The organism is Sphingomonas hengshuiensis, from assembly GCF_000935025.1.
In the GTDB taxonomy this organism is placed as follows: domain Bacteria; phylum Pseudomonadota; class Alphaproteobacteria; order Sphingomonadales; family Sphingomonadaceae; genus Sphingomonas; species Sphingomonas hengshuiensis.
Map to the genome: position 1 here is coordinate 1,824,669 of NZ_CP010836.1, position 26,852 is coordinate 1,851,520.

The following is a 26,852-nucleotide window of genomic DNA, read 5'->3' on the forward strand; positions in this document are numbered from 1 at the left end:
GCATCATGAACATTTCCGGCTTCTTCATCGAGCGCCCGATCTTCGCGGGCGTGATCGCGGTGTTCATCACGCTCATCGGCGCATTCTGCTACCCGATGCTCCCGCTGTCGCAATATCCCGACATCGCGCCCCCGACGATCTCGGTGCAGGCGTCCTATGCCGGCGCTTCGGCTGAGACCATCGCCGAGACCGTGTCCGCGCCGATTGAGCAGGAGATCAACGGCGTCGAGGGCATGCTCTATATGAGCTCGTCGTCGACCCAGGGCATCGCGACGGTAACTGTGTCCTTCGCGCCCGGCACCAATCTGGATTCGGCGCAGGTGCTGGTCCAGAACCGCGTGCGGCTCGCGGAGCCGCGGCTGCCCGAACAGGTGCGCCAGATCGGCGTGACGGTGAGCAAGCAGGAATCGGGCTTCCTGATGATTGTGGCGCTGACGTCGCCCGATGGCAGCCTGGATACCGATTATATCGGCAACTACGCGAACACCGCGATCCGCGATCGGCTGCTGCGGCTCGAGGGCGTGGGCAATATCAGCGTGTTCGGCGGCGGCAATTATTCGATGCGCGTCTGGATCGATCCGGACAAGGCTGCCGCGCGCAACCTGACGTCGTCCGAAATCGTCACGGCACTCCAGGGGCAGAACCAGCAGGTCGCGGGCGGCGCGCTCGGCCAGTCGCCGACGGGGTCGAGCCAGCCTTCGTTCGAAATGGCGGTCGACGTCGAGGGGCGACTCAAGACCGCGGACCAGTTCAAGAACATCACGATCAAGTCCGATCCGACCAGCGGCGCAATCACCCGGCTGGGCGATGTCGCGCGGGTCGAACTGGGCAGCCAGGATTATTCGATCCGCGGTTCCATTGGAGGCGCGCGCGGCATCGCGCTGGCGATCGTCCAGCAGCCGGGGGCGAACTCGCTGTCGGCCGCGGCCGGTGTGCTCAAGGAAATGGAAACCCTGGCGAAGGATTTCCCGCAGGGCCTCAAATATTCGGTCCCGTACAACCCCACCGAATATGTCTCGGCGTCGGTCGAGGCGGTGCAGCATTCGCTGATCGAAGCGGTCTTCCTGGTGATGATCGTCGTCCTCGTCTTCCTCCAGACCTGGCGTGCTGCGGTCATCCCGATCCTCGCGATCCCGATCGCGCTGGTCGGCACCTTTGCGGTGCAGCTGGCGCTCGGCTATTCGATCAACTCGCTGTCGCTGTTCGCGCTGGTGTTGGCGGTGGGGATCGTCGTCGACGACGCGATCGTCGTGGTAGAGGCCGTGGAGAAGCATATCCGCGAGGGGCTGTCCCCGCGCGAGGCTGCGCATCGCACGATGAAGGAAGTGTCGGGCGCGCTGATCGCGATCAGCCTGGTGCTGGTCGCGGTGTTCGTGCCGACGGCAATGGTCTCGGGCATTCCGGGCATCTTCTATCGCCAGTTCGCCGTCACGATCGCGGCATCGACGGTGATTTCGCTCATCGTGTCGCTGACGCTGTCGCCGGCAATGGCGGCATTGCTGCTCAAGCCGCATGTCGAGCACAGCGTCGACGAGGGCCCGCGCTGGCTGCGCCCGGTGCGCATCGCCGGGCATAAGTTCAACCAGGGCTTCGACTGGCTCTCGGATCGCTACGGCAAGTTCACCGCCCGGGTGATCCGGATGGGCCTGATCATGATGATCCTCTATGCGGGTCTTCTGGCGCTCACCGGATGGCGGCTGACGGCCACGCCAACGGGCTTTATCCCGGAGCAGGATCAGGGCTTCCTGATCGGGGTGATCCAGCTGCCGCCGGGCGCGTCGCTGGACCGCACCAGCGCCATCGTCGACAAGGCATGGGCGATCGCGAGCAAGAACGAGAATGTCGTCGATGGCGTGGCCTTCGCCGGTCTCGACGGCGCGAGCTTCAGCCAGGCGTCCAATTCGGGCGTGGTGTTCCTGAAGTTGCGCGACTGGTCCGAACGCGGCGCGAAGGCGAGCGCAACCGCGCTGGCCGGGCAGCTTACCGGCGCACTGGCCGGGCAGATCAACGGCGCGAGCATCTTCATGATCTCGCCCCCGGCGGTCCAGGGGCTGGGCAATGGCAGCGGCTTCGTGATGATGCTCCAGGATCGCTCGGCCAATGCCGGCTATCGCGGGCTGGAGGGCGTGACCGGCGCGATGATGGGTGCGGCGATGCAGCAGCCCAAGGTCAACCAGGTCTTCTCGCTGTTCAACACCTCGGTTCCGCGCATCCGCGCCGACATCGACCGCGACAAGGCGCAGCTTCTGGGCGTCCAGCCCAGCCAGGTGTTCGACGCGATCGGCACCTATATCGGCTCGACCTATGTCAATGACTTCAACCTGCTCGGGCGCACCTTCCGGGTAACGGCGCAGGCCGAACCCAATGCGCGCAACGACGTCGCCGATGTCGGCAGGCTGCAGGTGCGCTCCAGCAGCGGGCAGATGGTGCCGATCTCGTCGGTGGCGACCTTCCACCGCGATTCGGGCGCGGCGCGCGTCGTCCGCTACAATTTGCTGCCCGCAGTCGAGCTGCAGGGACAGGCGGCGCCCGGCGTATCCTCGGGCGAAGCGCTGGCGACGATGGAGCAGATGGCGGGCCAGGTGCTGCCCCCCGGCTACACCTTCGAATGGACCGGCCTTGCCTATGAGCAAAAGGCCGCGGGAAGCAGCACGATCATCTTCGTCCTCGCGGTGGTGTTCGTCTTCCTCGTGCTCGCTGCGCAATATGAATCGGTGACGCTGCCGCTGGCAGTGATCCTGATCGTGCCGATGTGCATCCTGGCCGCGATGCTGGGGGTCAATCTGCGGGGGATGGACAACAACATCCTGACCCAGGTCGGCCTGATCGTGCTGATCGCACTGGCTGCGAAGAACGCGATCCTGATCGTCGAATTCGCCAAACAGGCGGAGAATGACGGCATGGACCGGTTCGAGGCGGCGGCCCATGCCGCGCGCTCGCGACTGCGCCCGATCCTGATGACCAGCTTCGCCTTCCTGTTCGGCGTGATCCCGCTGGCGATCGCCACCGGGCCGGGCCAGGAAATGCGCCAGTCGCTGGGCACCGCAGTGTCGTTCGGCATGGTGGGGGTCACGGTGTTCGGCCTGATCTTCACGCCGATCTTCTACGTCCTGATGCGCAAGTTCAGCGTCAAGCGGGTACCGCGCGAGGCGCCGTACGACGCCCCTGACGCCATTTCGGGAGACGCGCAGTGAAGCGCACGCTGAGCCTTGTATCCGCCTTCGCGCTTTCGGGCTGCGTCGTCGGCCCTGACTACGTCTCGCCGGCCCCCAATCAGCCGGCGCAGACTCCCTTTGCGAGCGCCGCGGCCCCAGGCTTCGTCGCCCAGGAGCCGCCTGCAGAATGGTGGCACCTGTACCGCGAGCCGGTGGTCGACCGGCTGGTGCGCGAAGCGCTGGCCGCGAATACCGATCTGCGCGTTGCTGCGGCGAACCTGCGCCAGACGCTGGCGGTGCTGCGCGAGACCCGCACGCAGCGGCTGCCCTCCACCACGGTGAGCGCGCAGGGCACCTATGCCCGCACCCCGGGCGCATCGCTCGGCATGCCCGACCTGAGTTTCGAGAACGAGACGTACACCGTCGGGCTCGACCTCAGCTATCAGGTTGACCTGTTCGGCGGGATCACCCGTGCGATCCAGGCCGGTCGTGCCGATGTCGCGGCGTCGCAGGCAACCTATGACCTCACCCGCGTGACCATCGTCGCCGAGACGATCCGCGCCTATGCCGACGCCTGTTCCGCCGGGTTGCAGCTCAAGGCGGCGCGCGAGAGCCTCCGCGTGCAGTCGGAGACCTTCGACCTCACCCGCCGGCTGGAACTGGGCGGCAGCGGCACCGGGCTGGACACCAGCCAGGCGGCATCGACGCTGGAGCAGACCCGCGCCAACATCCCGACCTATGAGGCGTCGCGCAAGTCCGCGCTGTTCCGCCTCGCGGTGATGACGGGCAAGCCGCCCGCCGATTTCCCCGAGGACGTCGCGCAGTGCGAAACGCCGCCAACGGTCGCACAGGCGATCCCGGTGGGCGATGGCGCATCGCTGCTGGCGCGCCGCGCCGATGTCCGCAACGCCGAGCGCAAGCTGGCGGCGGCGAGCGCGCGCGTCGGAGTCGCGGTCGCCGATCTCTATCCCAACATCACGTTCGGCGCGTCCGTGGGATCGACGGCGCTTGCTCTGGGCGATCTGGGCAAGAGTTCGGCGTTCAAGTTCAGCCTCGGACCGGCGCTGTCGTTCAGCTTCCCCAATGTCGCGGCCGCACGCGCGCGCGTCGCCCAGGCCGAAGCCGGCGCGGAATCGGCGCTCGCCACCTTTGACGGGACGTGGCTGACCGCGCTCCAGGATACCGAAACCGCGCTGAGCAATTATAGCTTGCGGGGACAGCGGATAGAGACGCTGCGCCGTGCGCGCGACGAGGGCCAGGAAGCGGCGCGGATCGCACGGCTGCGCTATCGCGCCGGTGCCGAGAGTTTCCAGGTCGTGCTGGATGCCGAACGCAACCTCGCGACGGTCGAGGCGACACTTGCCTCGGCGCAGGCGGACTTCTCGGATGCGACGGTGACGCTGTTCCTCGCGCTCGGCGGAGGCTGGCAGACGCCGGCCCCGACGCCCGCGGCGGCAGGCTGAACCGCGATGGACCTCGACGCGCTGCTCGACCATTATTTCGACGGCGCGGACCCCGATGCGATCGACCCCGCGACGCTTGCCGCGGGCAAGGAGAAGCTGGCGATCGACTTCGGGGTCGAGCGTGAGCCCGGGCGCCGCTTCGCGCTTTGGGCGCTGATGGAGGCGCTGGGCTTTGCCCCCGTCCCTGCGCTGGCGTTCCCCAAGGACGCCGCACTCCGGCGCGCGGCGGAGGAGTATCTGACGGTGGCCTGGCGCATCGATCGCTGAGCGGCACCGCCGCCGCGATTTCGCGGGAACCAATCGCGTCCAGGAACGATATCGCTGCTGCTCCCATCTGGCCCCAGCCAGCGCGCTGGAGTTATGGTTTGTTCAGCGATATCGTCCCCGACATGGTCCCCATCCCGCCCTTCACCGTCGCTCCTCGCGCGTCGTGCGATGCGGCCTCGCTGCTGCCCCGGCGACCCACAGGAGTAATTACGCAATGCCCAAGCCCGATGATCTCGAACTCACGCGCCGGCATGTCCTGGTCGCAGGCGCGGCGTCGGCGGCAGTGGTAGCCGTCCCCGGTGCCGAGGCGCGCGCCCCTCGCCCCCAGCCAAGCCCCGCGACGATGCCGGTGACCTTCACGGTCAACGGCACCCGCCAGTCGCTGGACCTCGATACCCGCACCACACTGCTCGACGCGCTGCGCGAGCATCTGCACCTGACCGGCACCAAAAAGGGGTGCGACCATGGCCAGTGCGGTGCCTGTACCGTGATCGTCGACGGCCAGCGGATCAACAGCTGCCTTAGCCTTGCCGTGATGCACGAGGGCGACGCGATCACCACGATCGAGGGACTGGGCACGCCCGAGAAGCTGCACCCGATGCAGGCGGCGTTCGTCAAGCATGACGGCTATCAATGCGGCTATTGCACGCCGGGGCAGATCTGCTCGGCGGTGTCGGTGCTGGCGGAGATCAAGGCGGGGATACCCAGCCATGTCACCGCCGACCTGACCGGCAAGCCCAAGCCGACCAGCGACGAAATCCGCGAGCGGATGAGCGGCAATATCTGCCGCTGCGGCGCCTATTCGAACATCCTCGATGCGATGACCGAAGTCGCCGGAGTACGCGCATGAAGCCCTTCACTTATGAGCGCGCCACGTCGCCTGCGGGCGCGGCAGCGGCGCTGGCGCAAGTCCAGGGGGCGAAGGCCATCGCCGGGGGCACCAATCTTCTCGACCTGATGAAGCTCCAGATCGAAACGCCGGCGCATCTGGTCGACGTCAACGGGCTGGGCCTCGACACGATCGAGGCCACGTCGGAGGGCGGGCTGCGGATCGGGGCATTGGCGCGCAATACCGCGCTGGCCGCCGACCGTCGCGTGCGCCGCGACTATGCCGTGCTGTCGCGCGCGTTGCTCGCCGGCGCCAGCGGACAGCTGCGCAACAAGGCGACGACGGCGGGCAATCTGCTCCAGCGGACGCGCTGCCCCTATTTCTACGACACCAACCAGCCGTGCAACAAACGCAAGCCGGGCACCGGCTGCGCCGCGATCGGCGGGTATAGCCGCCAGTTGGGCGTGATCGGTACCAGCGATGCGTGCATCGCGACGCACCCGAGCGACATGGCGGTCGCGATGCGGCTGCTCGACGCGACGGTCGAGACGGTAGCCCCATCGGGCGCGACGCGCGCGATCCCGATCGCCGACTTCCACCGGCTGCCGGGTGATACGCCGCATATCGAGACGGTGCTCCAGCCGGGCGAACTCATCACGGCGGTCACCTTGCCCAAGCCGCTGGGCGGGCAGCATTTCTACCATAAGGTGCGCGACCGTGCCTCCTATGCCTTCGCGCTCGTCTCGGTCGCCGCGGTGATCCAGCGCGACGGGTCGGGCCGTGTCGCGGCGGGGGCGTCGCGCACAAGCCGTGGCGCGTCGAGGCCGCCGATGCGGAGATGCCGCGTGGTGCCAAGGCCGTCACCGCCCGCCTGCTCGACGGCGCCAAGCCGACTCCTGAAAATGCCTTCAAGGTGCCGCTGGTCGAGCGTTCGCTCGCCGCAGTCATGGCCGAAGCGAGGACCGCATGAAGTTCGATTCGCCCGCGGGCACCAATCCGATCGACCAGCTGAAAGTCATCGGCAAGCCCGTCGACCGGATCGACGGCAAGCGCAAGACGACGGGCACCGCGCCCTATGCCTATGAACGGCACGACAAGGCGCCCAATGCCGCCTATGGCGTGATCGTCGGTGCGGGCGTGGCGAAGGGGCGGATCAACGCGATCGATCTGGTCGATGCGCGCGGTGCCCCCGGCGTGCTCGGCATCGTCACTGCCGAGAATGCGGGCAAGCTCGGCAAGGGCAATATGAACACCGCCAAGCTGCTCGGCGGGCCCGAGATCGAGCATTATCATCAGGCAATCGCGATCGTCGTGGCCGAAAGCTTCGAACAGGCGCGGGCCGCCGCCGCATTGGTGCGAGTCGACTATGCCCGCGCGCCGGGCCGGTTCGATCTCGCCGCCGAAAAGGGCAAGGCGACCAAGCCCGAGGGCGACGATGCCGACAGCGCCGTCGGCGATTTCGCCGCAGCGTTCGCGAGCGCGCCGGTCACGCTCGACGCGACCTACACCACGCCCGACCAGAGCCATGCGATGATGGAACCGCATGCGACGATCGCCGCATGGGACGGCGATTCGCTGACGGTATGGACCTCGAACCAGATGATCGCGTGGAGCAAGCGCGAGCTGGCGACCACGCTTGGCATTCCGCGCGAGAAGGTACGGCTCGATTCGCCATTCATCGGCGGCGGGTTCGGCGGCAAGCTGTTCCTCCGCGCCGATGTCGTGATGGCGGCGCTGGCGGCGAAGGAAGTGAAGCGCCCGGTCAAGGTCGCGCTGGCCCGGCCGATGATCGCCAACAACACCACGCACCGCCCCGCCACGATCCAGCGCATCCGCATCGGCGCGACGCGCGAGGGCAAGATCACGGCGATCGGGCATGAGAGCTGGTCGGGCGACCTGCCCGGGGGCGGTCCGGAAACCGCGGTGCAGCAGACCCGCCTGCTCTACGCCGGCGCCGATCGGATGACACGGACGCGGCTTGCGGTGCTCGATCTGCCCGAGGGCAATGCGATGCGCGCGCCGGGCGAGGCGCCGGGGATGATGGCGCTCGAGATCGCGATCGACGAGATGGCCGAGAAGCTCGGGATGGACCCGGTCGCTTTCCGCATCGCCAACGATACCCAGGTCGACCCTGAAAAGCCGTCGCGGCCTTTCTCGCAGCGCCAGCTGGTCGAGTGCCTGCAACAGGGCGCCGAACGCTTCGGCTGGAACCGCCGCTCGGCTCGTCCCGCATCGGTGCGCGACGGGCGCTGGCTGGTCGGGATGGGCGTCGCCGCCGGGTTCCGCAACAGCATGCTGATGAAATCCGCGGCGCGCGTCCGGCTCGACGCGCGCGGCATCGTGACGGTCGAGACCGACATGACCGATATCGGCACGGGCAGCTACACGATCCTGGCGCAGACCGCGGCGGAGATGATGGGCGTGGACCTCGATCGCGTCGTGGTCACGCTGGGCGATTCCGATCTGCCGGCCGCTGCCGGTTCGGGTGGGCAATGGGGTGCCGCCAATTCGACCGCGGGCGTCTATGCCGCCTGCGTCAAGCTGCGCGAGGCGGTTGCGGTCAAGCTCGACCTGGACCCCGCCACCGCCGAGTTCGCCGATGGCCGGGTCCGCGCGGGCAATCGCAGCGCCAAGCTGGCCAATGCGGCCAAGGACGGCCCGCTGACGGCGGAGGATGCGATCGAATATGGCGATATCGGCAAGCGCTTCCAGCAATCGACCTTTGCCGGGCATTTCGTCGAGGCGGCGGTCGATTCCTACACCGGCGTGATCCGCGTCCGGCGGATGCTGGCCGTCTGTGCCGCAGGGCGCATCCTCAACCCCAAATCGGCGCGCAGCCAGGTGATCGGCGCGATGACGATGGGCGTCGGCGCGGCGCTGATGGAGGAGCTGGCGGTCGACAAGCGCTTCGGATTCTTCGTCAATCACGACCTGGCCGGATATGAAGTGCCGGTCCATGCCGACATCCCGCACCAGGAAGTCGTGTTCCTCGATGAAGTCGATCCGACCTCGACCCCGATGAAGGCCAAGGGCGTCGGCGAACTGGGGCTCTGCGGGGTCGGCGCGGCGGTTGCCAATGCCGTGTACAACGCGACCGGGGTCCGTGTCCGCGACTATCCGGTCACGCTCGAAAAGCATCTCGATCGGCTTCCCGCCGTCGCATAAACCGCGCGGCGCACCGGCGGTTTCGTCGGTGCGCCGGAGCGCAGCGCGACGTTGTGCGTTCATCCCCGCGAGGCGCGCATGCCTGCCGCCGACACGTATCTGACAAGGGATATCGACATGGATGACGCAACCGTTCCGACGGCGACCGCCCCGACGACCAGCACGGACAGCGGCAATCGCAAGACCGCATTGACCGACGCCTTCCGCACGCATTTCTCGGGCGACGCGCCGATCACCGAAAAGGCCGCGAACTTCGCCAAGGCACGCCCCTGGACCAGCGCCGCCTTTGTCGGCGTCGCCGCGCTCGCCGTGCTCAACACGCTTCGCGGGCGCTGAACGGCCTGATCGTTGGATCGCGCGGACGCTGCGTGCCCATGGCCGCAGCGTCCGCGCTTCCACGCTCAGCTCACGCCATATCCTGCGCGAGCAATTGCAGGATCGCTGAATAATAATCGTCGGCAAGCGCACCCGGCTGGGCGCTGCCCGTCGCCCGGCCGACAACGGCCATCCCCCCGGCAGACAGCGGATAGGGTGCGGTTTCGCCCGTCACCACGTCGATCCACGCCGGGATCGGCTTGTTACCCTCGCCCACCGTCTTCCACCACGCGATCGCGGTCTCCGCCACCGAGAGCCGACGTCCGGCAGCGGCATAGAGCGGGACCCGCACGGCATCGAACCCGAAGCGCGGGGGCTTGTCGTGGGCCGGGGCCAGCTTGCCCGCGGCGTCGATCTCGAACCAGTCCACCGGCAGCGCGAGCGGTCCGAAGCGGGCGGCGGTAAGCAGCTTCACGCCGTCGTCGATGACCGGCCCCCACACCTCCTCGCCATCCAGCGCGGCAAAGGCATCGAGCGCCGACCAGATGTAATAGGACGGATTGACGACCGTCCGCCCGGCGTCCGAAAAGCCGACCAGACCCGGGAGGAGCACATTCCCCCCCGCCCGCTTGACCACCAACTGGCTGCGGATCGCCTGCCGGATGTCGCGCGAGCGGCGGGCATAGTCCGGCACCTTCCACCGCGCGTCCGCCCGCGCCAGCGCCCATGCGATCAGGATGTCGCCGTCGGTCGCATTATTGGGGTCCGCGACCGGCTTCGGCTCGCGCGGGTCGTATTTCCACGCGTGCAGCGCAACGTCAGGCCGCAGCAGCGTCTCCGCAGTCCAGCGCGCCAGCGAGTCGAAGGTTTCGCGGTCGTTGTTGAACGATGCCAGCAACATGCCATAGCCCTGGCTTTCGCTATGGCTGATGTTCCCGTTGCCATTGTCGATGACCCGGCCCACCGGCAGCACGAAGCGTTCGCGGAACTGCGGCCAGAGTCCATTGGGCACCTTGGCGCTGCCCTTGGGCACCTTGCCACAAGCGGCGGTCAGCATCGCGATGCAGCCCAGCGCGAAATGCCGGCGATCGATACCAGGCAGATCAATGGCCATGACGCACTTCGATGATCCGATCCTGCCACGTCGCCGAAGTATGGATCGCGGCCGCACTGCCCAGCGCGCGAAAGCATGCGTCGAACGTCCCGCGCACCAGCTCGAGCAGGAATGGGCGCGCGGCGGGCGACAGCGTGTCGGGCGGGAGCAGGCCGGGGTCATGCTCGACGACCAGCGCGGTGTCATCCGCGTGCAGGCGGCACCGGCCCAGGTCGAGATCGCTCCAGAGGCGATTCAGTTGCGATTCCAGGTCGTCGAGGCCGTTCACCTGGTCCAGACGCACCCGCGACGCCAGACGCTGCCCGAGTGCAAAGCCGAAGCCCGCGATCTGCTGCGCCGAGGCCGCGTCCGCCAGTTCCGCTACGACTTCGGAAAGGAGGAGCGGGACACCCGGCGAGCGGGTGCCGCCAAAGGCTTCGTGCAAGGGCGCCTGGATCAACGTCTTCCTCCAATTGCCTGCCGAATTCCAATCAGCGAGCGGAATTCCTCGTATTGTCCGAAGCTTGTGAACGAAGCATTGCCACCGACCTGGGTATTTGGCGAGACCCGGTAATAAGCCTCGCCGCCGGCCGAGACGGCGAATCCGGTGCGGCTCAGGCTGTCATAATGCGCCCGGACGTCCGCGTTGGCCGCCTTCATCGCGTCGAGATCGGCCTGAAGCGCCAGGTCGATCGGGTAGATCGCCGTCTCCTCCTGGCTGAAGCTCTGGAACCCGGGCGTGAAATTCGCCTTGATGTCGAACTTGTCGGTCTGCAGCGTATAGTTGATCGGGAAGCCGATGCTCAGGAAGCTTTGCGGGCTGAAATAGCCGCCCTGCCCGAAAGTGAAGAAGTTCTGACTGTTTTCGTAGCTCTGATAATTGGCATTCAACCCGCCGGTCAGTTGCGAATGTTCCCCCTTCATCAGGCGCAGATAGCCGCCGATATTGGCCTCGATTCCACGATTTTTTCGCACGTTGGTGCCGGTGAACTGGTTGTATGCGACTTCGCCGTACACGCCGCTCCCGTCGCGGTCATAGGACAGCCCTGCCCCGCCGCCGGTCCGCATGACCTGACCCCAGCGCTCGCCCGACACCGGATCGCGCGTGCCGGCATAGGAGACGACCGAGTCGGTCACTGCTTTACGCTCGGCCCAGGCCTTGGCGCGCACCCCGGGGGAGAGTTCGGGCGTCACGCTGGCGCGGAACGTCGCCCTGGTCTCGCCCATCCCCACTGGCGTGGTGCCGCCTTCGACCTGCACATTCTGATCGGCATAGCCGACGGTGAACGCGACTCCGGAAGCCTGCTGGGTCTTTGCCTGCGCCAGCACGGCGCGTTCCTCGTCGACAATGGCTCGCGCCTCGATCGTCGCGTTGCGGCCGAAACGGGCGAGGCCTGAGCCGGTCGGGCGCCCCGAATCGATCACCACCGCCTCGGCGCGGGCACGCACGCGCCCCCCGGCCAGCCCGGTCGACAGCTCTGCCGCGCCGGTGATTTCGTTCATCGCGCTCAGCCCGGTTTCGCCCTTGCGGCTGCGGTAGCCGGTCTGGAGATCGGCCCGCGTACGCGAATCCGCGCTGAGCGTCTCGATGTCCGAAGCGATCGCGGCAAGCACCGGGTCGACCGGGCCGCTCGGGATGCCGGCGCCGAAGCCGCCGCTCCCTGACGCTGCCGACGGCGACGCCACGCCCCAGCCCGAAGCCGAGGCCGCTTGCGCGCCTCCAGGCTGCACCGGGGATGCCGGCGCATAGGCCTGATACCCAAGGCCGCCGCTCATCGCCGGGGCCGGCGATGCCGAAGGCAACCGGGTGCCATTGCCCAGCGCGAACGGGTTCACCGCCGCCGGAGCAGCGGCGGCAAAGGCGGGCGCGCGGAACGGATTGCCGTCGCTCGCACCCGGCGCCGCCGCAAAGGGATTAGCGCCCGGCATGATCGCGGTCCCCGCGCCGTTCTGGCGTTCGTACAACTCGCGCGCCCGCTTGAGCAGGCGCGTCGCCGCCCCCTTGTCGCCGCGATCCTGCGCCACGCGGGCCAGCGCCAGCGGGACCTGATAATCATTCGGGTATGCGCTCAGCGCGCGTTCCGCGGCGTCCTTGGACAGCCCGCGATCGCCCGCCGCCTGCGCCGACTGGGCGAGCCCGAGCAGCGCATCGCGGTTGCGCGGGTCGCGCGCCAGGACAAGCTGGAACGATTGCGCCGCACGCGCGGGCATGCCGCCGCTCTGGTACAGCCCGGCAAGCGCGGTCAGGATTTCCGGATCGCCCGGTGCGGCGTTCCACGCGCCCTGCAGCACATCGAACGCCGGGGCGAACTGGCCGGCAAGGCGCATCTTGTCCGCCTGCGCGATCGCGAGCCCCGCCGACATGCGTGCCACTGCGCGCTGCGAGTCCGGAGCGGCGCCCCCCAGCGCGGATGCCTGTTGCAGCGCGGTTCGGGCGAGGTCCTCGCGCCCCGTCTTGGCGAAGACGCGCACCAATGCGTCATATCCGCCCAGATCGGTGATCTCCCCGTCGAGCGCCGAGCGCGCGAGGCTGGCGGCGGTCGCCTCGTCGCCCAGATCGTACAGGGCGCCCGCCACTTCGGCGCGGCGCGCGGCCGGGAGCGAAGGCTGGCTCGCGATCTGGCGCAGGGCCGATACCGCCGCCGCGCGCTGCCCGGAGTCCGCGAGCGTCTTCGCCCGGGCAATCGCCACTTCGATCTTGATGCCGATCGAGAAGTTGCGGATCGCGGGGCTGCGGCGGCTTTCGGGCACGCGCTCGACCAGCGCTGAGGCGGCGAGCAGATTGCCGAGGTCCTTGTTGATCAACGCCGCAGCATAGAGCGCGTCGGGGTCGTTCGACTGGGCGAGCGAGGCGATCAGCGATTCCGCGTCGCCCCGCCGCCCGCGTGCCAGCATGAAGCGCGCAAATTCGTAGCGAATCCAGGGATCGTCGCGGTCGAGCAGCAATCCGCCCTGGAACTCGCGCTCGGCGCCATAGTCGTCGCCGCGCGCCATCGCGTCCAGCGCCCGGCCGCGGGCGGCGCGGCTGGCGAGACGGGCTTCGTCGCTGCCGCCGCCCGCGCTCGCCTGGCGGTACAGATCGGCGGAATCGGCAAACCGGCCCTGCTTCTCATAGATTTGCGCGAGCAATTCGAGCGCAGCCTGCGGCTTGGGGTTGCCGAGACGGACAGTGTCCTCGGCAATCGCCTGCGCCTTGTCGAGCAGCCCCTTGTCCAGCGCGTCGCGCGCATCCTCTATCCCGCCGAAGAAGCGCGCGGAGGCGAGCGCATCGGCCCAGCGATCGGCGCCCGGCAGGCGCGAGGCGCGTTCCAGCAGGTCGCGCGCCTGTGCGAAGCGGCTCTGGCGCAGGCGCACGATACCAAGCCCGCCCAGCGCCGCGCTATCGTTGCGATCGACGGCAAGCGCGCGTTCGAAGCGGCTGGCGGCGGTCGCAAGATCGCCGGATTCGAGCGCGGAGAAGCCGGCGACGCGGGCGGTGCCGGCAGTCGACGCCGGGCGCGCAGGCGCGGCCTGTGCCCTGCTCGGGGCCGGCGCGGCGGCAGCGGGTGCGGCCCGCGCCGATGCAGGCCGGGGTGCCGGGGTTGGCTTTGCCGTTGTCTTTGGGCGAACCGGCGCCGCCTCTGCCGCACTAGGATCGATCGCCCGCGCGCGACGCAGCGCCTGGTCGGCGAGATCGTTGCGGCCCTTGGCGCGCCAATAAGCGGCCTGATCCAGCAGGGTCTTCACCACGGGGGTCTGCGCCGCTGCCATCGACGGCACGGCAACCCCCACCAGCGCTGCTGCGATCAGGCCGAACGGCACAATCCGGTGCTTGCGGCTCATGTCATGCGCCCTTTTCATCGATGGCAGCAAGCCGGGCCTTGGCTTGTCGGGTGAAGAACAGATAGACCGGGCCGGTCAGCGCCAGCGCCAGCAACAGCGTGGAAAGCGCCATCAGCAGCGGCCGCTGGCTGAACCAGTACGCAACCTTCATCCACACCGGCAGCGATCCGACCCAATAGGTCGGCCCGACGGCAAAGCTCACCATGCCGTCGCCCGAGGTCACCGACAGGTCGCCCTGGATCTGGGCATTGATCTTGGGATCGGCCATGCCGTCGACGAGGAGCGGCAACTGGCGGACATCATCGGCCAGCAGCGCCACGACGGTGCGATCGGCGGAATAGGGCGAGCGGAAGCTGGCGATGCCGGTGAAGCCGCGCGAGCCCTGGACGATGGCGGCGACATCCTCGGGATTGGACTGGTCGCGATTGCTGAACCACGAATAGGCATGTTGGAGCGGCGAGCTCTGCGTGACCCTGAGCCCATCGCCTTCATAATGGACCGGCGCGTTCGCGAAGAAATTCTCGGCGCTCGCAAGCGACGAACTGCCGATGACGAGGATGTCCTGATCCGCCAGCCGCGACGAATCGATCCGGTCTGCCACGGTCACGCCAGTGGTGGCAGCCCCCGTGACATCGCCGAAACGCCCCATCAGCCCCAGAAACGCCTCGACCGACGCCGGCGAGGGATTGCCCGCCATGATCACCGTCGTCTCGGACAAATCGGGGCGTACCGTGAACGGATAGCCCGCGCCCGCGAACGGCGCGAGATCGGGCATTTCGATGCCGTGATAGGCGCTGGTCAGGTCGATCAGCGATTCGGGCAGGACCGACACGCGGACATTGTCGGGCAGCATGCCGGTGCATTTCTGCTTGTTCGCCACGATCAGATTATAGTCGAACACGACTTCATTCTGGCCGAACAGCGCATAGCGCGGCAGCACGACCCGCTGGTGCCCATCCTCGCTGGTCGCGCCCTTGTTTCCGAACAGCCCCGACCACCAGCTTCCGGCGAGCGGGAGCGTCTTGAGATACTGGCCGTTCATCGAGACATCGAGGCGCGACGCATCGCGATCGAGCCAGTTGGCCACCGGATAGCGATAGCGCAGGCCAAGCTCGCCGCCCTGATGCGGCCAGAAGAACAAGTCGGGCGCGACGCGGAAGCGCGCCGCGAGCGGCCCCGGGGGCAGCCCCATGCCCTGCAACGCATAGGGTTCGACCAGCTCGCCCAGCCGAATCGTGCGATCGGTGGGCAGCCAGCGCGGCGCGCCATAGCGCGGCCAGGTCGGGATGCGCGCGCCATCGAAGCTCATGCGCGTGCCGCCGAACACGCCCGTGCCCGTCGCGACGGCGCCCGCGGCAAGGCGCAGCTCGGCACTGTCGCGGCCCATGATGACGAGCAGCGTACCGTTGGCGTCGCGAGGATTGGGAATGACGGCGGCGGACGGGCCGGTCACGGCAAGGCCCAGTTCGGGCATAGCGCCGTCGCGATTGAGGAAGACGACGGCATTGCCGGTGGGAATCTGCCCGAAGGACGGCGTGAACGCGAACCCGCGATAGCTGGCAAGGCTGCCCAGCCACGCCGCGATCGGCGCGGCGGCTTCCAATTCTCCGGCGCGGGGTTGCCCGGCGAAGACGAACGGCACCTTGAGCGTGGTATTGATGCCCTTGTCGAAGAACGGCGCCGGCAGGCGGGACAAATCGGGGCGGCTGGGGAGCGCTTGGGTCGAGAGATCGAGCCACGAGCGGGTGTTGCTGATATTGGCCCAGAGCAGGCTGCTGAACGGGTCCTCGCAGTCGCGCGCGTAATGGCCGATCAGCCGCAGGTTGAGCTGATTGTCGCCGGGCAGGAACATCGCCGGGTTGACCTGGACGGTGATCACCTGCCCGCCCGAATTCTCGGGCCGCAGCGCTATGATCTGCGCGACTTCGCCGTTGACGATCACGACGAGCTGGCTGCGGTCGCCGAGCAGCGCCGGCGACCATGCCGCCTGGAGCGTGATCGTCGCGGCGCTGACCACCTGGTCCTGACGCAGCCCGAACGGGATGCTGATCTCGCCGCGCGTCCCCTGAAGCCGGATCGCATCGCGAACGCGCAGGTCCTTGAACGTCAGCCGCTCGGTGCCGGGGCTCGTCGCAACGGGGACGGCCGCGCGTGGTGCCGCGGGCGCGGCCTGTGCCGCGCGCGCCATTTGCGGCGAAACGGCATAGCCCGCAGCCGCGAGCGCCAGCGCCACGCCCGCGGCTTTCGCCACCGATGCCGGGCCGAAGCCCGATTTGTCCTTGGCCGGGGCCTCGGCGGTCTTGGCCAGTGCGGCTTCCTCCGCCTTCATCATGCGCCGCTCGGCGAAGTTGAGGCCCAGCGCGCGCTTAACGGTCATGAAGTCGATCACGATGATATCCTGAAGCGAGCGCAGTCCTGCGACGCGCTCCGGCGGGGCCGTGCGCTGCCAGGCATCGGCACGGCCCATGATGGCGCGCACCAGCTGGCGCGCCGCGTTGTTCGCAAGCGGCGAGAACTTGACCGAGACGAAACCGTCGCGGCGGCGCACCTGATCGACCTCGACCGACAGGTTTTCGGCTCCAGTCGCGAAGACGACATGCGTGGCCGGCGCATCCAGCGGGGCGACGCCCGCAGGCAGTTCGATCGCCGCGCCGCCCATCGAGATATCGTTGGTCAGGCCCTTTGCGACATGGCCCGACGCGAAATGGACGGTCACCGGCAACCGCGCGGGCAGCCGGATTTCCTGCCGCGCCTGCCGCGTCTCGCGCGCCACCGAAACCGCGGCGAGCAGCAGGACCAGGCTGAACCCGCCCCAGGCGAGGTTGAGCGTCAGCGTATCGAGCTGGACGTTGAAATATTGCGGGAAGAACAGATATTTCGCGATCGCCAGCAGCATCCCCCCGACCATCAGCGCGATCGTGAACAGATGCGGACGCACCGTCGCCCAGTCGAAATAGGTGCGGTCGAGCACGCCGCCCTTGTCGGTCACGTTGAACTTGCCCTTGCGCGGCTGGAACCAGGTGACGACCGTCGGCGCGACGAGGTGGAAGGCGAGGATCGTCTCGTAGATCTCGCCCCAGAAGGGTCGCCGCCATCCGCCCTGCTGCCGCGCCGACGCGACCTGCGCGCAGAACAGATGTGGTAGCGCATAGGCGAAGATCAGCGAGGCCGAGGCCTGGATGATGTTCTGGCCAAAGATCAGATAGGCGAGCGGGCTGGTCAGGAATACGATGCGCGGCAGCGGAAACTGGAAATGCAGCATCGCATTGAGGTAGCAAAGCCGCTGCTGCCACTTCAGGCCCTTGCCCAGCAGCGGGTTGTCGATGCGCATGATCTGCGTCATCCCGCGCGCCCAGCGGATGCGCTGGCCGATATGGACGACGAGCCGCTCGGTCGCGAGCCCCGCCGACAGCCGCGCGGAGATGTACGCGGTGTTCCAGCCCATGCGCTGCAGCTTCAGCGCGGTATGCGCGTCCTCGGTCACCGTCTCGCCGGCGAAGCCGTTGGTCTGCATCAGTGCTTCGCGGCGGATCACGGCGCAGGAACCGCAGAAGAAGGTGGCGTTCCACAGGTCGTTGCCGTCCTGCACCGGGTTGTAGAACAGGTCGCCCTCGCCCGGCATGTCGCGCACCGGGGCAAGGTTGCGCTGCACCGGATCGGGCGAATAGAAAAAGTGCGGCGTCTGCATCAGCGCCAGCTTGGCATCCCTCTGGAACCAGCCGAGCGTGAGTTGCAGGAACGAGCGATTGGGAACGTGATCGCAGTCGAAAATCGCGATCAGTTCGCCATCGGTCTTCTTCATCGCGGCGTTGAGGTTGCCGGCCTTGGCGTGAAGATTATTGTCGCGCGTGATATAGCCACAGCCCGCCTCGCGCGCGAACGCCCGGAATTCGGGGCGCCGGCCATCGTCGAGGATGAACACCCGGAAACGATCCTCCGGGTAGTCCATGTCCATCGCCGCATAGACCGTGTTGCGCACGATATCGAGGCTCTCGTTATAGGTCGGGACATACACGTCGACCGTCGGCCAGCGGTCCGGCTCCCCCTTGATCTCGACCGGAGGGCGCTCGAGCGGCCAGCTCGTCTGGAGAAAGCCCAGGAGCAACAGGATCCAGGCATAGAGCTCGGCGAGATACAGCCCGCCGCCGAACAGGAATTCGGGCAGCGTGTTGAATTGCAGCGTCTGGGTGGTGCGCCAGAACATGTAGCGCGTCGAGGTCAGGATCGCGAGGATGCCCAGCGTCAGCGCCGCCTTGCGCGACATCCGGCGCGACAGCACCATCGTACCGATCACGGTGCCGCCGGCCATCATCCATTGCTGGTTGCGATCCAGCGGCACGCCGATGACGACCGCGGCGGCGAACAGCAGGGGTGCGATGGCGAGCCATCGCAGCAGATGTTCCGAATGGCGGGTCATGCGGCGTTGCTTCGCCAGGCCCGGTCGACCGTCTGCACGCTGTCTTCCCGGCTCCGTGGAAGCGTCGCGAGGCGCTCGCCCAGCGCGGCGATATCGGCGAGCGCGGCGCTCGCGGGTGCATGGCGCATCAGCGGCTGCATCATCGCCGCCGCTTCGGCGACTGCCTCATCGGCCTGGATCGTCGCGATCAAGCGGTCGCCCAGCAACTCGCGTACGAAGCTTGCGGTGTGCCGCGCCAGCCGGCGCGTATCGTCGTTGCGGTTCAGCAGGAACAGGGCGTTGTCCGGAAGCGTCTCGAGCGCCGCCGGGAGCGCGTAGACGCACTCCGCCGAAGGAACGAGCACGCAGAGTTCGACATCGGCATGCGCGCGCAACTGCGCGGCAACGCGCGCGTCGGTCCCGGAGAGGTCGGCGATGTGGATCGCATCCCCCGCGAAGCTATAGTCCCCACTCGAAAGCCCGTCGCCGAGATCGCCGCTGGCCGCCTGCCCCGACGCATCGAGCAACCGCACGCCATGGATGGCGCCAGAGTCCGAGGAGGACGCGGCGAAGCCCGGTAGCGCCTGGTGCGGGTCCAGCCCGAAATGGAGGCCGAGCGTGCTGTGCGGCGCCAGGGCCAGCGCGACCGACGACCGGCCCATTGCGCCAACGGTGATGGCAAGGTTGGCGGCGAGCATCGTCGTGCCGACGCCGCCGCGGAGCCCGGAGATCAAGACAAGCGCCATCAGACGGCCCCCCTCTCGACTGCGGCAGAGATCCGCGCAAGCAACGTCCGGACATCGTCGGTGGGCTTGGCCGCGCCGACGGCGGGGTCGCCGTGATATTTGCGCGAAAGCACCGATCCGATCGATGGCGCCTCGGGCTGCGATGTAGGGACCGCCTTTACCGAATGCGCGGCAGCGCGGTCGAATATCCGGGCGTCGCGAATGACCGCCTCGAACACCGGCCAGGTCTCGAGATCAGAGAAGCGATCGGCAAATTCCTTGTACCGGAACTGGCTTTTGCCCAATCTCTCAAGAAAGGTCTTCACATCGGACCGCATTCGACTGTCCCCACGCCCTTTTTGCGTCAGACCCTTTTTCCCCGCACGTGTGGGACGGAGGTCATCGGCGATATCCACGGAAATCCGCGCAACTCTGTGCGCGCAATGGTTATCAAACCGATAACACGTTGAATTTCGTGCCATAAATTCAGTACACTGAGGCCGCAAGACGAAAATGGGATGACCAGAATCCGCGTGTCAACCGCCCGATCTTACGCGACGCTGGACAGACACGATCAAGGCGCGCCCGACGCTGCTAAGGTCTCATAGGACAACGGACCCGTAGAAGTTTCCGCGATATAGTACCGCAGGACTTTGGCGGGGCGCACGATGGGCATGCCGCATAGGCTTAATACGGTCCGATCTGGAGGCGAAACGACCCGGACCTTTCGCATTCGTCGATTTTTAGCCGGCACGACCGTTTTACTGTCGGCCCGCGCCGCCGCATTGGCTATGTGTCTCACTTCGGCACGGTTCGGGCAGCGCGTCCGGAGCCCTTGCGCTGTCCCCCGGCGTCGAAGCGGCGCGCTGACGCCTGACAGCGCCTCGATCGGGGACCGTGTTGGGGGGAGTGCGCCGACGATCCCCTGCCCGGCCCTTTAAGGCGTTGTGATTCCGCGCTACTGGCCGAAATTCACACTTCGGGGTTGCGCGCCGTGGCTTGGCATGGAACCGGAATGCGAGGTCGCCGTAACCAGAGGTTCGCAAGAAAACGATGCCGCAAACGTCCGCGCGTACCGCCGCCAATTCCCGTTCGCGATTCGGGGTCACCATGGCCTTTGGCGTCGCCGCCGCGCTCCTCTTCTTCCTGCTCAGCGCCGCGCTCGCCTATTCGAACATCCAGGCGCTGCGTGCCGACACGAGCAAGGTGGTTCACACGCACGAGGTCATTACCGAGCTGGGCACTTTGCTCTCGGCGGTGCAGGACGCCGAGACCGGCCAGCGCGGCTTCCTGCTGACGGGCAATGATCGCTATCTGGAGCCCTATCAGGACGCGATCGCACGCGCCGGGACCAGCCTGAGCAGTATCGAGACGCTGACCCGCGACAACGACCTGCAACAGGCCAATCTCCGGCGGCTCAAGCCGCATGTCGACGCCAAGTTCGCCGAGCTGAAGGAAACGATCGAGCTGCGCCGCACGCAGGGCGTCGCGGCAGCGCTTGCAATAGTCAACGCCGATCGCGGCAAGGTCGAGATGGACGCGATCCGCGCGCAACTGGGGACGATGCGAACCGAGGAGCGGCGCCTCCGCGAATCGCGGCTCGCGCAGATGGAGGCAGCCTATGGCACCACCACCCTGACCGGCGTCATCACGGCGCTGATCGGCATGGCGCTGTCGCTCGCGGTCGCGGTCCTGATCCAGCGCAACGCGCTTGCCCGCCAGCGTCAGGCATGGCTCCAGGCGGGCGAAGTCGGCTTGGCGCAGGCAATGCTCGGCGACAAGACCGTGCGCGAGCTGGGCGAATGCATCCTCGATTACCTGACGCCCTATCTCGGCGCGCAGGCGAGCGTGTTGTTCAAGGGCGAGGAAGGCGCGTTCAAGCGGATGGCTTCGCTCGGCGTCCCGGGCGATGCCAGCGTGCCCAATAGCTTCGGCTTGCGCGAAGGGCTGCTCGGGCGGGTTGCCGCCGATGGCGCGCCGATGGTGCTCGATGACGTACCCGAGGGCTATCTGACGCTCGGCTCGGCGCTCGGGCGCGATACGCCGCGCCAGCTCGTCATCGCGCCGTTCAGCGCCGATGGCGTGGTCAACGCAGTGATCGAGTTCGGTTTCCTGCACAAGGCCGACGAGCGCGCGCTGACCTTCCTCGATCAGATCGGCAAGCCGGTCGGCGTCGCGCTCCGCTCCGCCCGCTATCGCACCGAGCTGCAGGCGTTGCTGGAGGCGACCCAGCGCCAGTCCGAGGAATTGCAGGTCCAGAGCGAGGAACTGCGCGTCTCGAACGAGGAACTGGAGGAACAGGGCCGCGCGCTCAAGGAATCGGCGGTGCGGCTCGAACAGCAGCAGGTCGAGCTGGAGCAGACCAACTCGCAGCTCGAGGAACAGGCGCAACTGCTCGAAACCCAGCGCGACGATCTCGCCCGCACCGGCGCGGCGGTCGAACTGAAGGCGCGCGAGCTGGAGCAGGCGAGCCAGTACAAGTCCGACTTCCTCGCCAATATGAGCCACGAGCTGCGCACCCCGCTCAATTCGCTGCTCATCCTGTCGAAACTGCTCGGCGATAATCCGACCGGCAACCTGACCGACGAGCAGGCGCAATATGCCCGCACGATCCAGGCGTCGGGCAACGATTTGCTCAACCTGATCAACGACATCCTCGACCTGTCGAAGATCGAGGCCGGGCATATCGATATCCGGGCCGAGGCGGTGGCGCTCAAGCGGCTCGCGTCGGACCTGCGCCAGACCTTCGATCCGGTCGCGCAGCAGCGCGGGCTCGCGTTCGACATCGCGATCGCCGAAGACGCGCCCGCGCAGATCGCCACCGACCGCCAGCGACTGGCGCAGATCCTCAAGAACCTGCTCGCCAATGCCTTCAAGTTCACCTCCGAAGGCACGATCGCGCTGCGGATCGAGCCGGTCGCCGAGGGGCGCATCGCGCTGACCGTCAGCGATACCGGCATCGGCATCTCGCCCGAGCAGCACCAGGCGATCTTCGATGCCTTTCGCCAGGCCGATGGCGCGATCAACCGCAAATATGGCGGCACCGGACTGGGCCTGTCGATCTCGCGCGAACTGGCCCGGTTGCTCGGCGGGTCGATCTCGCTCACCAGCGAGGCCGGGGTCGGCAGCAGCTTCACCGTGACGATCCCGGTCGATTACGACCCCGGTCAGGTCGAGGCGCGGATCGAACCGACGCCCGCGCCTGCGGCACCCGCGACGGCCACGAAAAAGCCGATGGCCCGGCGCGTCGTCAGCCTGCCGGCAGTCGATGACGACCGCGATCGGCTGGAGGGTGCGCGCCGCATGCTGCTGATCGTCGAGGATGACCCGGTCTTCGCCGGCATCGTCCGCGACCTGTCGCGCGAGGCGGGGTTCCAATGCGTCGTCGCCGGCACCGCGCAGGAGGCGCTCGACCTCGCCCGGCGGTTCAAGCCCAGCGCGATCGTGCTCGATCTCGGCCTGCCCGACCAGTCCGGCCTGTCGGTGCTCGACCGGCTGAAGCGCGAGGATGCGACGCGGCATATCCCGATCCACGTCATCTCGGGCAGCGACCACCAGCAGACTGCATTCTCGCTCGGCGCGATGGGCTATATGGTGAAGCCGGTGAAGCGCGACGATCTGGCGCACGCGCTCGATGCACTGGAGGCGCAGCTCACCCGGACGATGCGCCGCGTGCTCATCGTCGAGGACGATCCGGTCCAGCGCGACGCGGTGGGCAAGCTGCTCGCCGGGCCCGAGGTCGAGACGGTCGGCGCCGGCACCGCCGCCGAATGCCTCAAGCTGCTGGGCGAGCAGACCTTCGATTGCATGGTCCTCGACCTGACGCTCCCCGATGCGTCTGGCTTCTCGCTGCTGGAAACGCTCAGCGCCGATGGCGCGCACAGCTTCCCGCCGGTGATCGTTTATACCGGGCACGACCTGTCGAGCGGCGACGAGCAGCAGCTGCGGCGCTATTCGTCGTCGATCATCATCAAGGGCGCGAAATCGCCCGAGCGGCTGCTCGACGAAGTCACGCTGTTCCTGCACCAGGTCGTGTCGGAACTCCCGCCAGAGCAGCAGAAGATGATCCAGCAGTCGCGCAATCGCGATGCCGTGCTGGAGGGGCGCCGAATCCTGATCGTCGAGGACGACGTCCGCAACGTCTATTCGCTGACCAACATCCTCGAGCCGCGCGGGGCGAAGGTCTCGATCGCGCGCAACGGCCAGGAGGCGCTCGACGCGCTGGCCGACACCGCCGGAACCGCGGGCGAAGTCGACCTCGTGCTGATGGACGTGATGATGCCTGTGATGGACGGGCTCGACGCCACGCGCCGCATCCGGCGCGATTCGCGCTGGGCCAAGCTGCCGGTGATCATGCTGACGGCGAAAGCAATGCCCGATGATCAGGAACGATGTCTCGCGGCAGGCGCTAACGACTATATGGCCAAGCCCCTCGACGTCGACAAACTCCTCTCCCTGGTGCGCGTATGGATGCCGCGCTGAACCTCGCGGCCGGGGAGCCGGTCGAGGATATCGAGATCCACTTGCTGCTGGAGGCGCTCTACCGGCGCTATCACTATGATTTCCGCCATTATGCGCGCGCGTCGATCAAGCGGCGGCTGCGGCAGGCACGCACGCAATTGGGGTTCGTCAGCCTCTCCGCGCTTCAGGATGCGCTGTTGCGCGACGAGGCCGTGGTGACGCGGCTGCTCGACTATCTGACGGTGCAGGTCAGCGAGATGTTTCGCGACCCCGGCTATTTCCGCGCGATCCGCGAAAAAGTGGTGCCGCATCTGCGCACCTATCCCTCGCTCAAGATCTGGATCGCCGGGTGCAGCGGCGGCGAGGAGCTGTATTCCTTCGCCATCCTGCTGCACGAAGAGGGGTTGCTCGACCGCACCCTGCTCTACGCGACCGACATCAATCCCGCGGCGCTGGAGATCGCGCAGAGCGGCGTCTATGCGCTCGATCGGATCGCGGCGTTCACCCAGAACCATCAGCGCTCGGGCGGAAAATCCTCGCTGTCCGACTATTATGCCACCGCCTATGGCCGCGCCGTGTTCGACAAAAGGCTGCGCGACAAAGTGGTGTTCTCCGACCACAGTCTCGTCACCGACGCGGTGTTCGCCGAATGCCAGTTCGTGTCGTGCCGCAACGTGATGATCTATTTCGATCGCCCGCTCCAGGATCGCGCCATCGGGCTGTTCCGCGATTCGCTCAGCAGGCGCGGCTTTCTCGGCCTCGGCTCGAAAGAGACGCTCCGCTTCTCCGAACATGCCAACGCCTTCACCGAGTTCGTCCGCGAGGAGAAAATCTATCAGCGGCGCGAGGCATGACGGTGGCGCGCGCACAGGCGGTGGTGATCGGCGCCTCGGCGGGCGCCGTGCAGGCGCTGTCGCACATACTGCCGCAATTGCCGGCGAGCTATCCGCTGCCGGTGCTGGTGGTGGTCCATGTCCCGGCGGCGCCATCGGGGCTGGTCGCGTTGTTCAGCGCCAAATGCGCGATCCGCGTCCGCGAGCCCGAGGACAAGGAACCGATCGTGCCCGGCACCGTCTATTTCGCGCCGCCAAGCTATCACATGCTGGTCGAAAGCGATCGCAGCATCGCGCTGTCGATGGATGAGCCCGTGCTGTTCTCGCGCCCGTCGATCGATATTCTCTTCGAAAGCGCGGCGGACAGCTATGGCGCCGGGCTGGTCGGCGTGGTGCTGACCGGCGCCAATGAGGATGGCGCGGCGGGCGCGGCCATGGTCGCCGCGGCGGGCGGCACGGTGTTGGTCCAGGACCCGCAACACGCCTTTGCAACTGCGATGCCCCGCGCCGCGCGCGAGCGGTGTCCGGCGGCGCAAACGCTACCACTGAACACGATTGCGGACTATCTGGTGCGCCTGGGAGCGATATGAGCGGCACATCGGATCCGATCCATTTCCTGATCGTCGACGACCTCGAGGAAAACCTCGTGGCGCTCGAGGCGCTGTTGCGGCGCGACGGGCTCGGCTTCCTCCGCGCGCGATCGGGCGAGGAGGCGCTTGAGCTTCTGCTGCAGCACGAGATCGCGCTCGCGCTGCTCGACGTCCAGATGCCGGGCATGGACGGGTTCGAGCTGGCCGAGTTCATGCGCGGCAATGCGCGGACCCGGCATGTCCCGATCATCTTCCTGACCGCGGGCAGCGCCGACACCCAGCGGCGGTTTCGCGGCTATGAAGCCGGCGCAGTCGACTTCATCCAGAAGCCGATCGAAGGCGATATCCTGCGCAGCAAGGCCAATATCTTCTTCGACCTGCACCACCAGCGCCGCGAGATCCTGCGCCAGAGCGATGCGCTTGCCGATGCCGCGGGCCGGCTCGAAATGCAGGTGCGCGAGCGGACTGCGGAACTCGAACATGCGCTGGAGCGGCTGCGTGCCGAGACCGCCGAGCGCGAGCGCGCCGAGGCATCGCTGCGCCAGAGCCAGAAGATGGAAGCGGTCGGGCAGCTGACCGGCGGAATCGCGCATGACTTCAACAACATGCTGACCGGAATCATCGGTTCGCTCGACCTGATGCGCCGCCGCATCGCGATGAACCGCGTCGACGAGCTCGACCGCTATATGGACGCCGCGACCAGCTCGGCCGAGCGCGCGGCATCGCTGACCCAGCGGCTGCTCGCCTTCTCCCGCCGCCAGTCGTTGGACCCCCAGCCGCTGGCGATGAACGCGCTCATCCACTCGATGACGCAACTCGTCGAGCGCGCCCTGCCCGAGAAGATCGAGCTGGCGCTGGTGCTGGGGACCGACCTTCCCACCGCGCTGGCCGATTCGAACCAGCTCGAGAACGCGATCCTGAACCTCGCGCTCAATGCGCGCGACGCGATGCCCGATGGCGGTCGGCTCACGATCGAAACCGGCGTGGCGGATATCGATTCGGCGGATGCGGCAGCGCCTCCGGGCGTGGCCGACAATCGCTTCGTGGTCGTATCGATCTCCGACACCGGCACCGGCATCCCGCCCGATCTGCTCGACAAGGTGTTCGATCCGTTCTTCACGACCAAGCCGATCGGCAAGGGCACCGGGCTCGGGCTGTCGATGGTCTATGGCTTTGCCCAGCAGAGCGGCGGCTTTGTCCGCATCCAGAGCGCAGCGGACGTCGGCACCTCGGTCCGCCTCTACCTCCCGATCACCGAGCATTCCCCCAGCGACACGACCGTGGCGCCGGGCAGCGCGCCGCGCGGCGACGGCGAGCGGGTGCTGCTCGTCGAGGACGACCCCGCGGTGCGGATGCTCGTCCGCGAAGTGCTCGAAGAGCTGCACTATGAGGCGATCGAGATCGCCGACCCGTCCGACGCGGTGCCGCTGCTCGCGACCGACACGCGGATCGACCTGATGATCTCCGACGTCGGGCTGCCGGGCATGAACGGCCGCGAACTGGCCGATATCGCGCGCACCCACCGCCCCGACCTGCCGATCCTGTTCATCACCGGCTATGCCGAAAATGCGACGCTGCGCGCGGGGTTCCTCGGCACCAACATGACGATGATCACCAAGCCGTTCACGCTCGACAGCCTCGCGACCCGGATCAGCGAACTGATCGGAAGCCCGGTTTCGATCGACTGAGCGGGGCGGAATCCTCGCCTCACATCCCGTGAGAAAAGACTCCGTCGCGT

At 67.4% G+C, this 26,852-nt stretch carries 16 protein-coding genes and 1 pseudogene; 11 read left to right on the forward strand and 6 right to left on the reverse strand.

The window, feature by feature from the left end:
- Positions 1-5 precede the first annotated feature (5 nt).
- The 7 genes and pseudogenes from TS85_RS08100 to TS85_RS08130 all read left to right on the forward strand — a co-directional run bounded on the left by TS85_RS08100 (position 6) and on the right by TS85_RS08130 (position 9,215).
- A complete protein-coding gene (locus TS85_RS08100) occupies positions 6-3,194 on the forward strand; it encodes an efflux RND transporter permease subunit (RefSeq protein WP_044331536.1) in 3,189 nt (1,062 codons plus the stop codon).
- Positions 3,191-4,618 carry an efflux transporter outer membrane subunit gene (locus TS85_RS08105; RefSeq protein WP_044331537.1) on the forward strand — a complete coding sequence of 476 codons (1,428 nt, stop codon included), beginning with the start codon at positions 3,191-3,193 and terminating at the stop codon, positions 4,616-4,618. The genes TS85_RS08100 and TS85_RS08105 overlap by 4 nt, the downstream gene beginning before the upstream one ends.
- A gap of 6 nt (positions 4,619-4,624) precedes the next feature.
- Positions 4,625-4,885, forward strand: coding sequence for a hypothetical protein (locus TS85_RS08110; protein ID WP_044331538.1), 261 nt, complete (start codon positions 4,625-4,627; stop codon positions 4,883-4,885).
- A 214-nt stretch (positions 4,886-5,099) separates the two neighbouring features.
- Positions 5,100-5,735 carry an aldehyde dehydrogenase iron-sulfur subunit PaoA gene (gene paoA, locus TS85_RS08115; protein WP_044331539.1) on the forward strand — a complete coding sequence of 212 codons (636 nt, stop codon included), beginning with the start codon at positions 5,100-5,102 and terminating at the stop codon, positions 5,733-5,735.
- Positions 5,732-6,684: pseudogene (locus TS85_RS08120) on the forward strand (FAD binding domain-containing protein). The gene paoA and the pseudogene TS85_RS08120 overlap by 4 nt, the downstream one beginning before the upstream one ends.
- A complete protein-coding gene (paoC, locus tag TS85_RS08125; protein WP_044331540.1) occupies positions 6,681-8,879 on the forward strand; it encodes an aldehyde oxidoreductase molybdenum-binding subunit PaoC in 2,199 nt (732 codons plus the stop codon). Before TS85_RS08120 ends, paoC begins: the two are co-directional and overlap by 4 nt.
- Before the next feature lie 117 nt (positions 8,880-8,996).
- On the forward strand, positions 8,997-9,215 hold the full coding sequence (locus TS85_RS08130; protein WP_044331541.1) for a hypothetical protein: 219 nt from the start codon (positions 8,997-8,999) through the stop codon (positions 9,213-9,215).
- Positions 9,216-9,285: 70 nt separating this feature from the next.
- Here the strand turns inward: TS85_RS08130 and TS85_RS08135 are convergent, their stop codons facing one another.
- The 6 genes from TS85_RS08135 to TS85_RS08160 are packed head-to-tail and all read right to left on the reverse strand — an operon-like array spanning position 9,286 to position 19,568.
- Entirely contained in the window at positions 9,286-10,308 is a 1,023-nt protein-coding gene (locus TS85_RS08135; protein WP_052507808.1) for a glycosyl hydrolase family 8, read from the reverse strand.
- A complete protein-coding gene (bcsD, locus tag TS85_RS08140; RefSeq protein ID WP_044331542.1) occupies positions 10,298-10,747 on the reverse strand; it encodes a cellulose biosynthesis protein BcsD in 450 nt (149 codons plus the stop codon). Before bcsD ends, TS85_RS08135 begins: the two co-directional genes overlap by 11 nt.
- Entirely contained in the window at positions 10,744-14,109 is a 3,366-nt protein-coding gene (locus TS85_RS08145; RefSeq protein WP_044331543.1) for a cellulose biosynthesis protein BcsC, read from the reverse strand. Before TS85_RS08145 ends, bcsD begins: the two co-directional genes overlap by 4 nt.
- A 1-nt stretch (position 14,110) precedes the next feature.
- On the reverse strand, positions 14,111-18,526 hold the full coding sequence (gene bcsA, locus TS85_RS08150) for a UDP-forming cellulose synthase catalytic subunit (RefSeq protein ID WP_044331546.1): 4,416 nt from the start codon (positions 18,524-18,526) through the stop codon (positions 14,111-14,113).
- A complete protein-coding gene (locus tag TS85_RS08155; protein ID WP_052507809.1) occupies positions 18,523-19,251 on the reverse strand; it encodes a cellulose synthase operon protein YhjQ/BcsQ in 729 nt (242 codons plus the stop codon). Before TS85_RS08155 ends, bcsA begins: the two co-directional genes overlap by 4 nt.
- Positions 19,251-19,568, reverse strand: a complete 318-nt coding sequence (locus tag TS85_RS08160; RefSeq protein ID WP_044331548.1) for a hypothetical protein — start codon at positions 19,566-19,568, stop codon at positions 19,251-19,253. The genes TS85_RS08155 and TS85_RS08160 overlap by 1 nt, the downstream gene beginning before the upstream one ends.
- A 772-nt stretch (positions 19,569-20,340) precedes the next feature.
- Here TS85_RS08160 and TS85_RS08165 point away from each other — a divergent pair.
- The 4 genes from TS85_RS08165 to TS85_RS08180 are packed head-to-tail and all read left to right on the forward strand — an operon-like array spanning position 20,341 to position 26,802.
- A complete protein-coding gene (locus TS85_RS08165; RefSeq protein ID WP_044331550.1) occupies positions 20,341-23,712 on the forward strand; it encodes a response regulator in 3,372 nt (1,123 codons plus the stop codon).
- Positions 23,697-24,545 carry a CheR family methyltransferase gene (locus tag TS85_RS08170; protein WP_044331551.1) on the forward strand — a complete coding sequence of 283 codons (849 nt, stop codon included), beginning with the start codon at positions 23,697-23,699 and terminating at the stop codon, positions 24,543-24,545. Before TS85_RS08165 ends, TS85_RS08170 begins: the two co-directional genes overlap by 16 nt.
- Positions 24,542-25,114 (forward strand): chemotaxis protein CheB, encoded by a 573-nt coding sequence (locus TS85_RS08175; RefSeq protein WP_044331552.1) that lies wholly within the window; start codon positions 24,542-24,544, stop codon positions 25,112-25,114. Before TS85_RS08170 ends, TS85_RS08175 begins: the two co-directional genes overlap by 4 nt.
- Positions 25,111-26,802 carry a response regulator gene (locus TS85_RS08180; RefSeq protein WP_052507811.1) on the forward strand — a complete coding sequence of 564 codons (1,692 nt, stop codon included), beginning with the start codon at positions 25,111-25,113 and terminating at the stop codon, positions 26,800-26,802. Before TS85_RS08175 ends, TS85_RS08180 begins: the two co-directional genes overlap by 4 nt.
- The last annotated feature ends 50 nt before the right edge of the window (positions 26,803-26,852 follow it).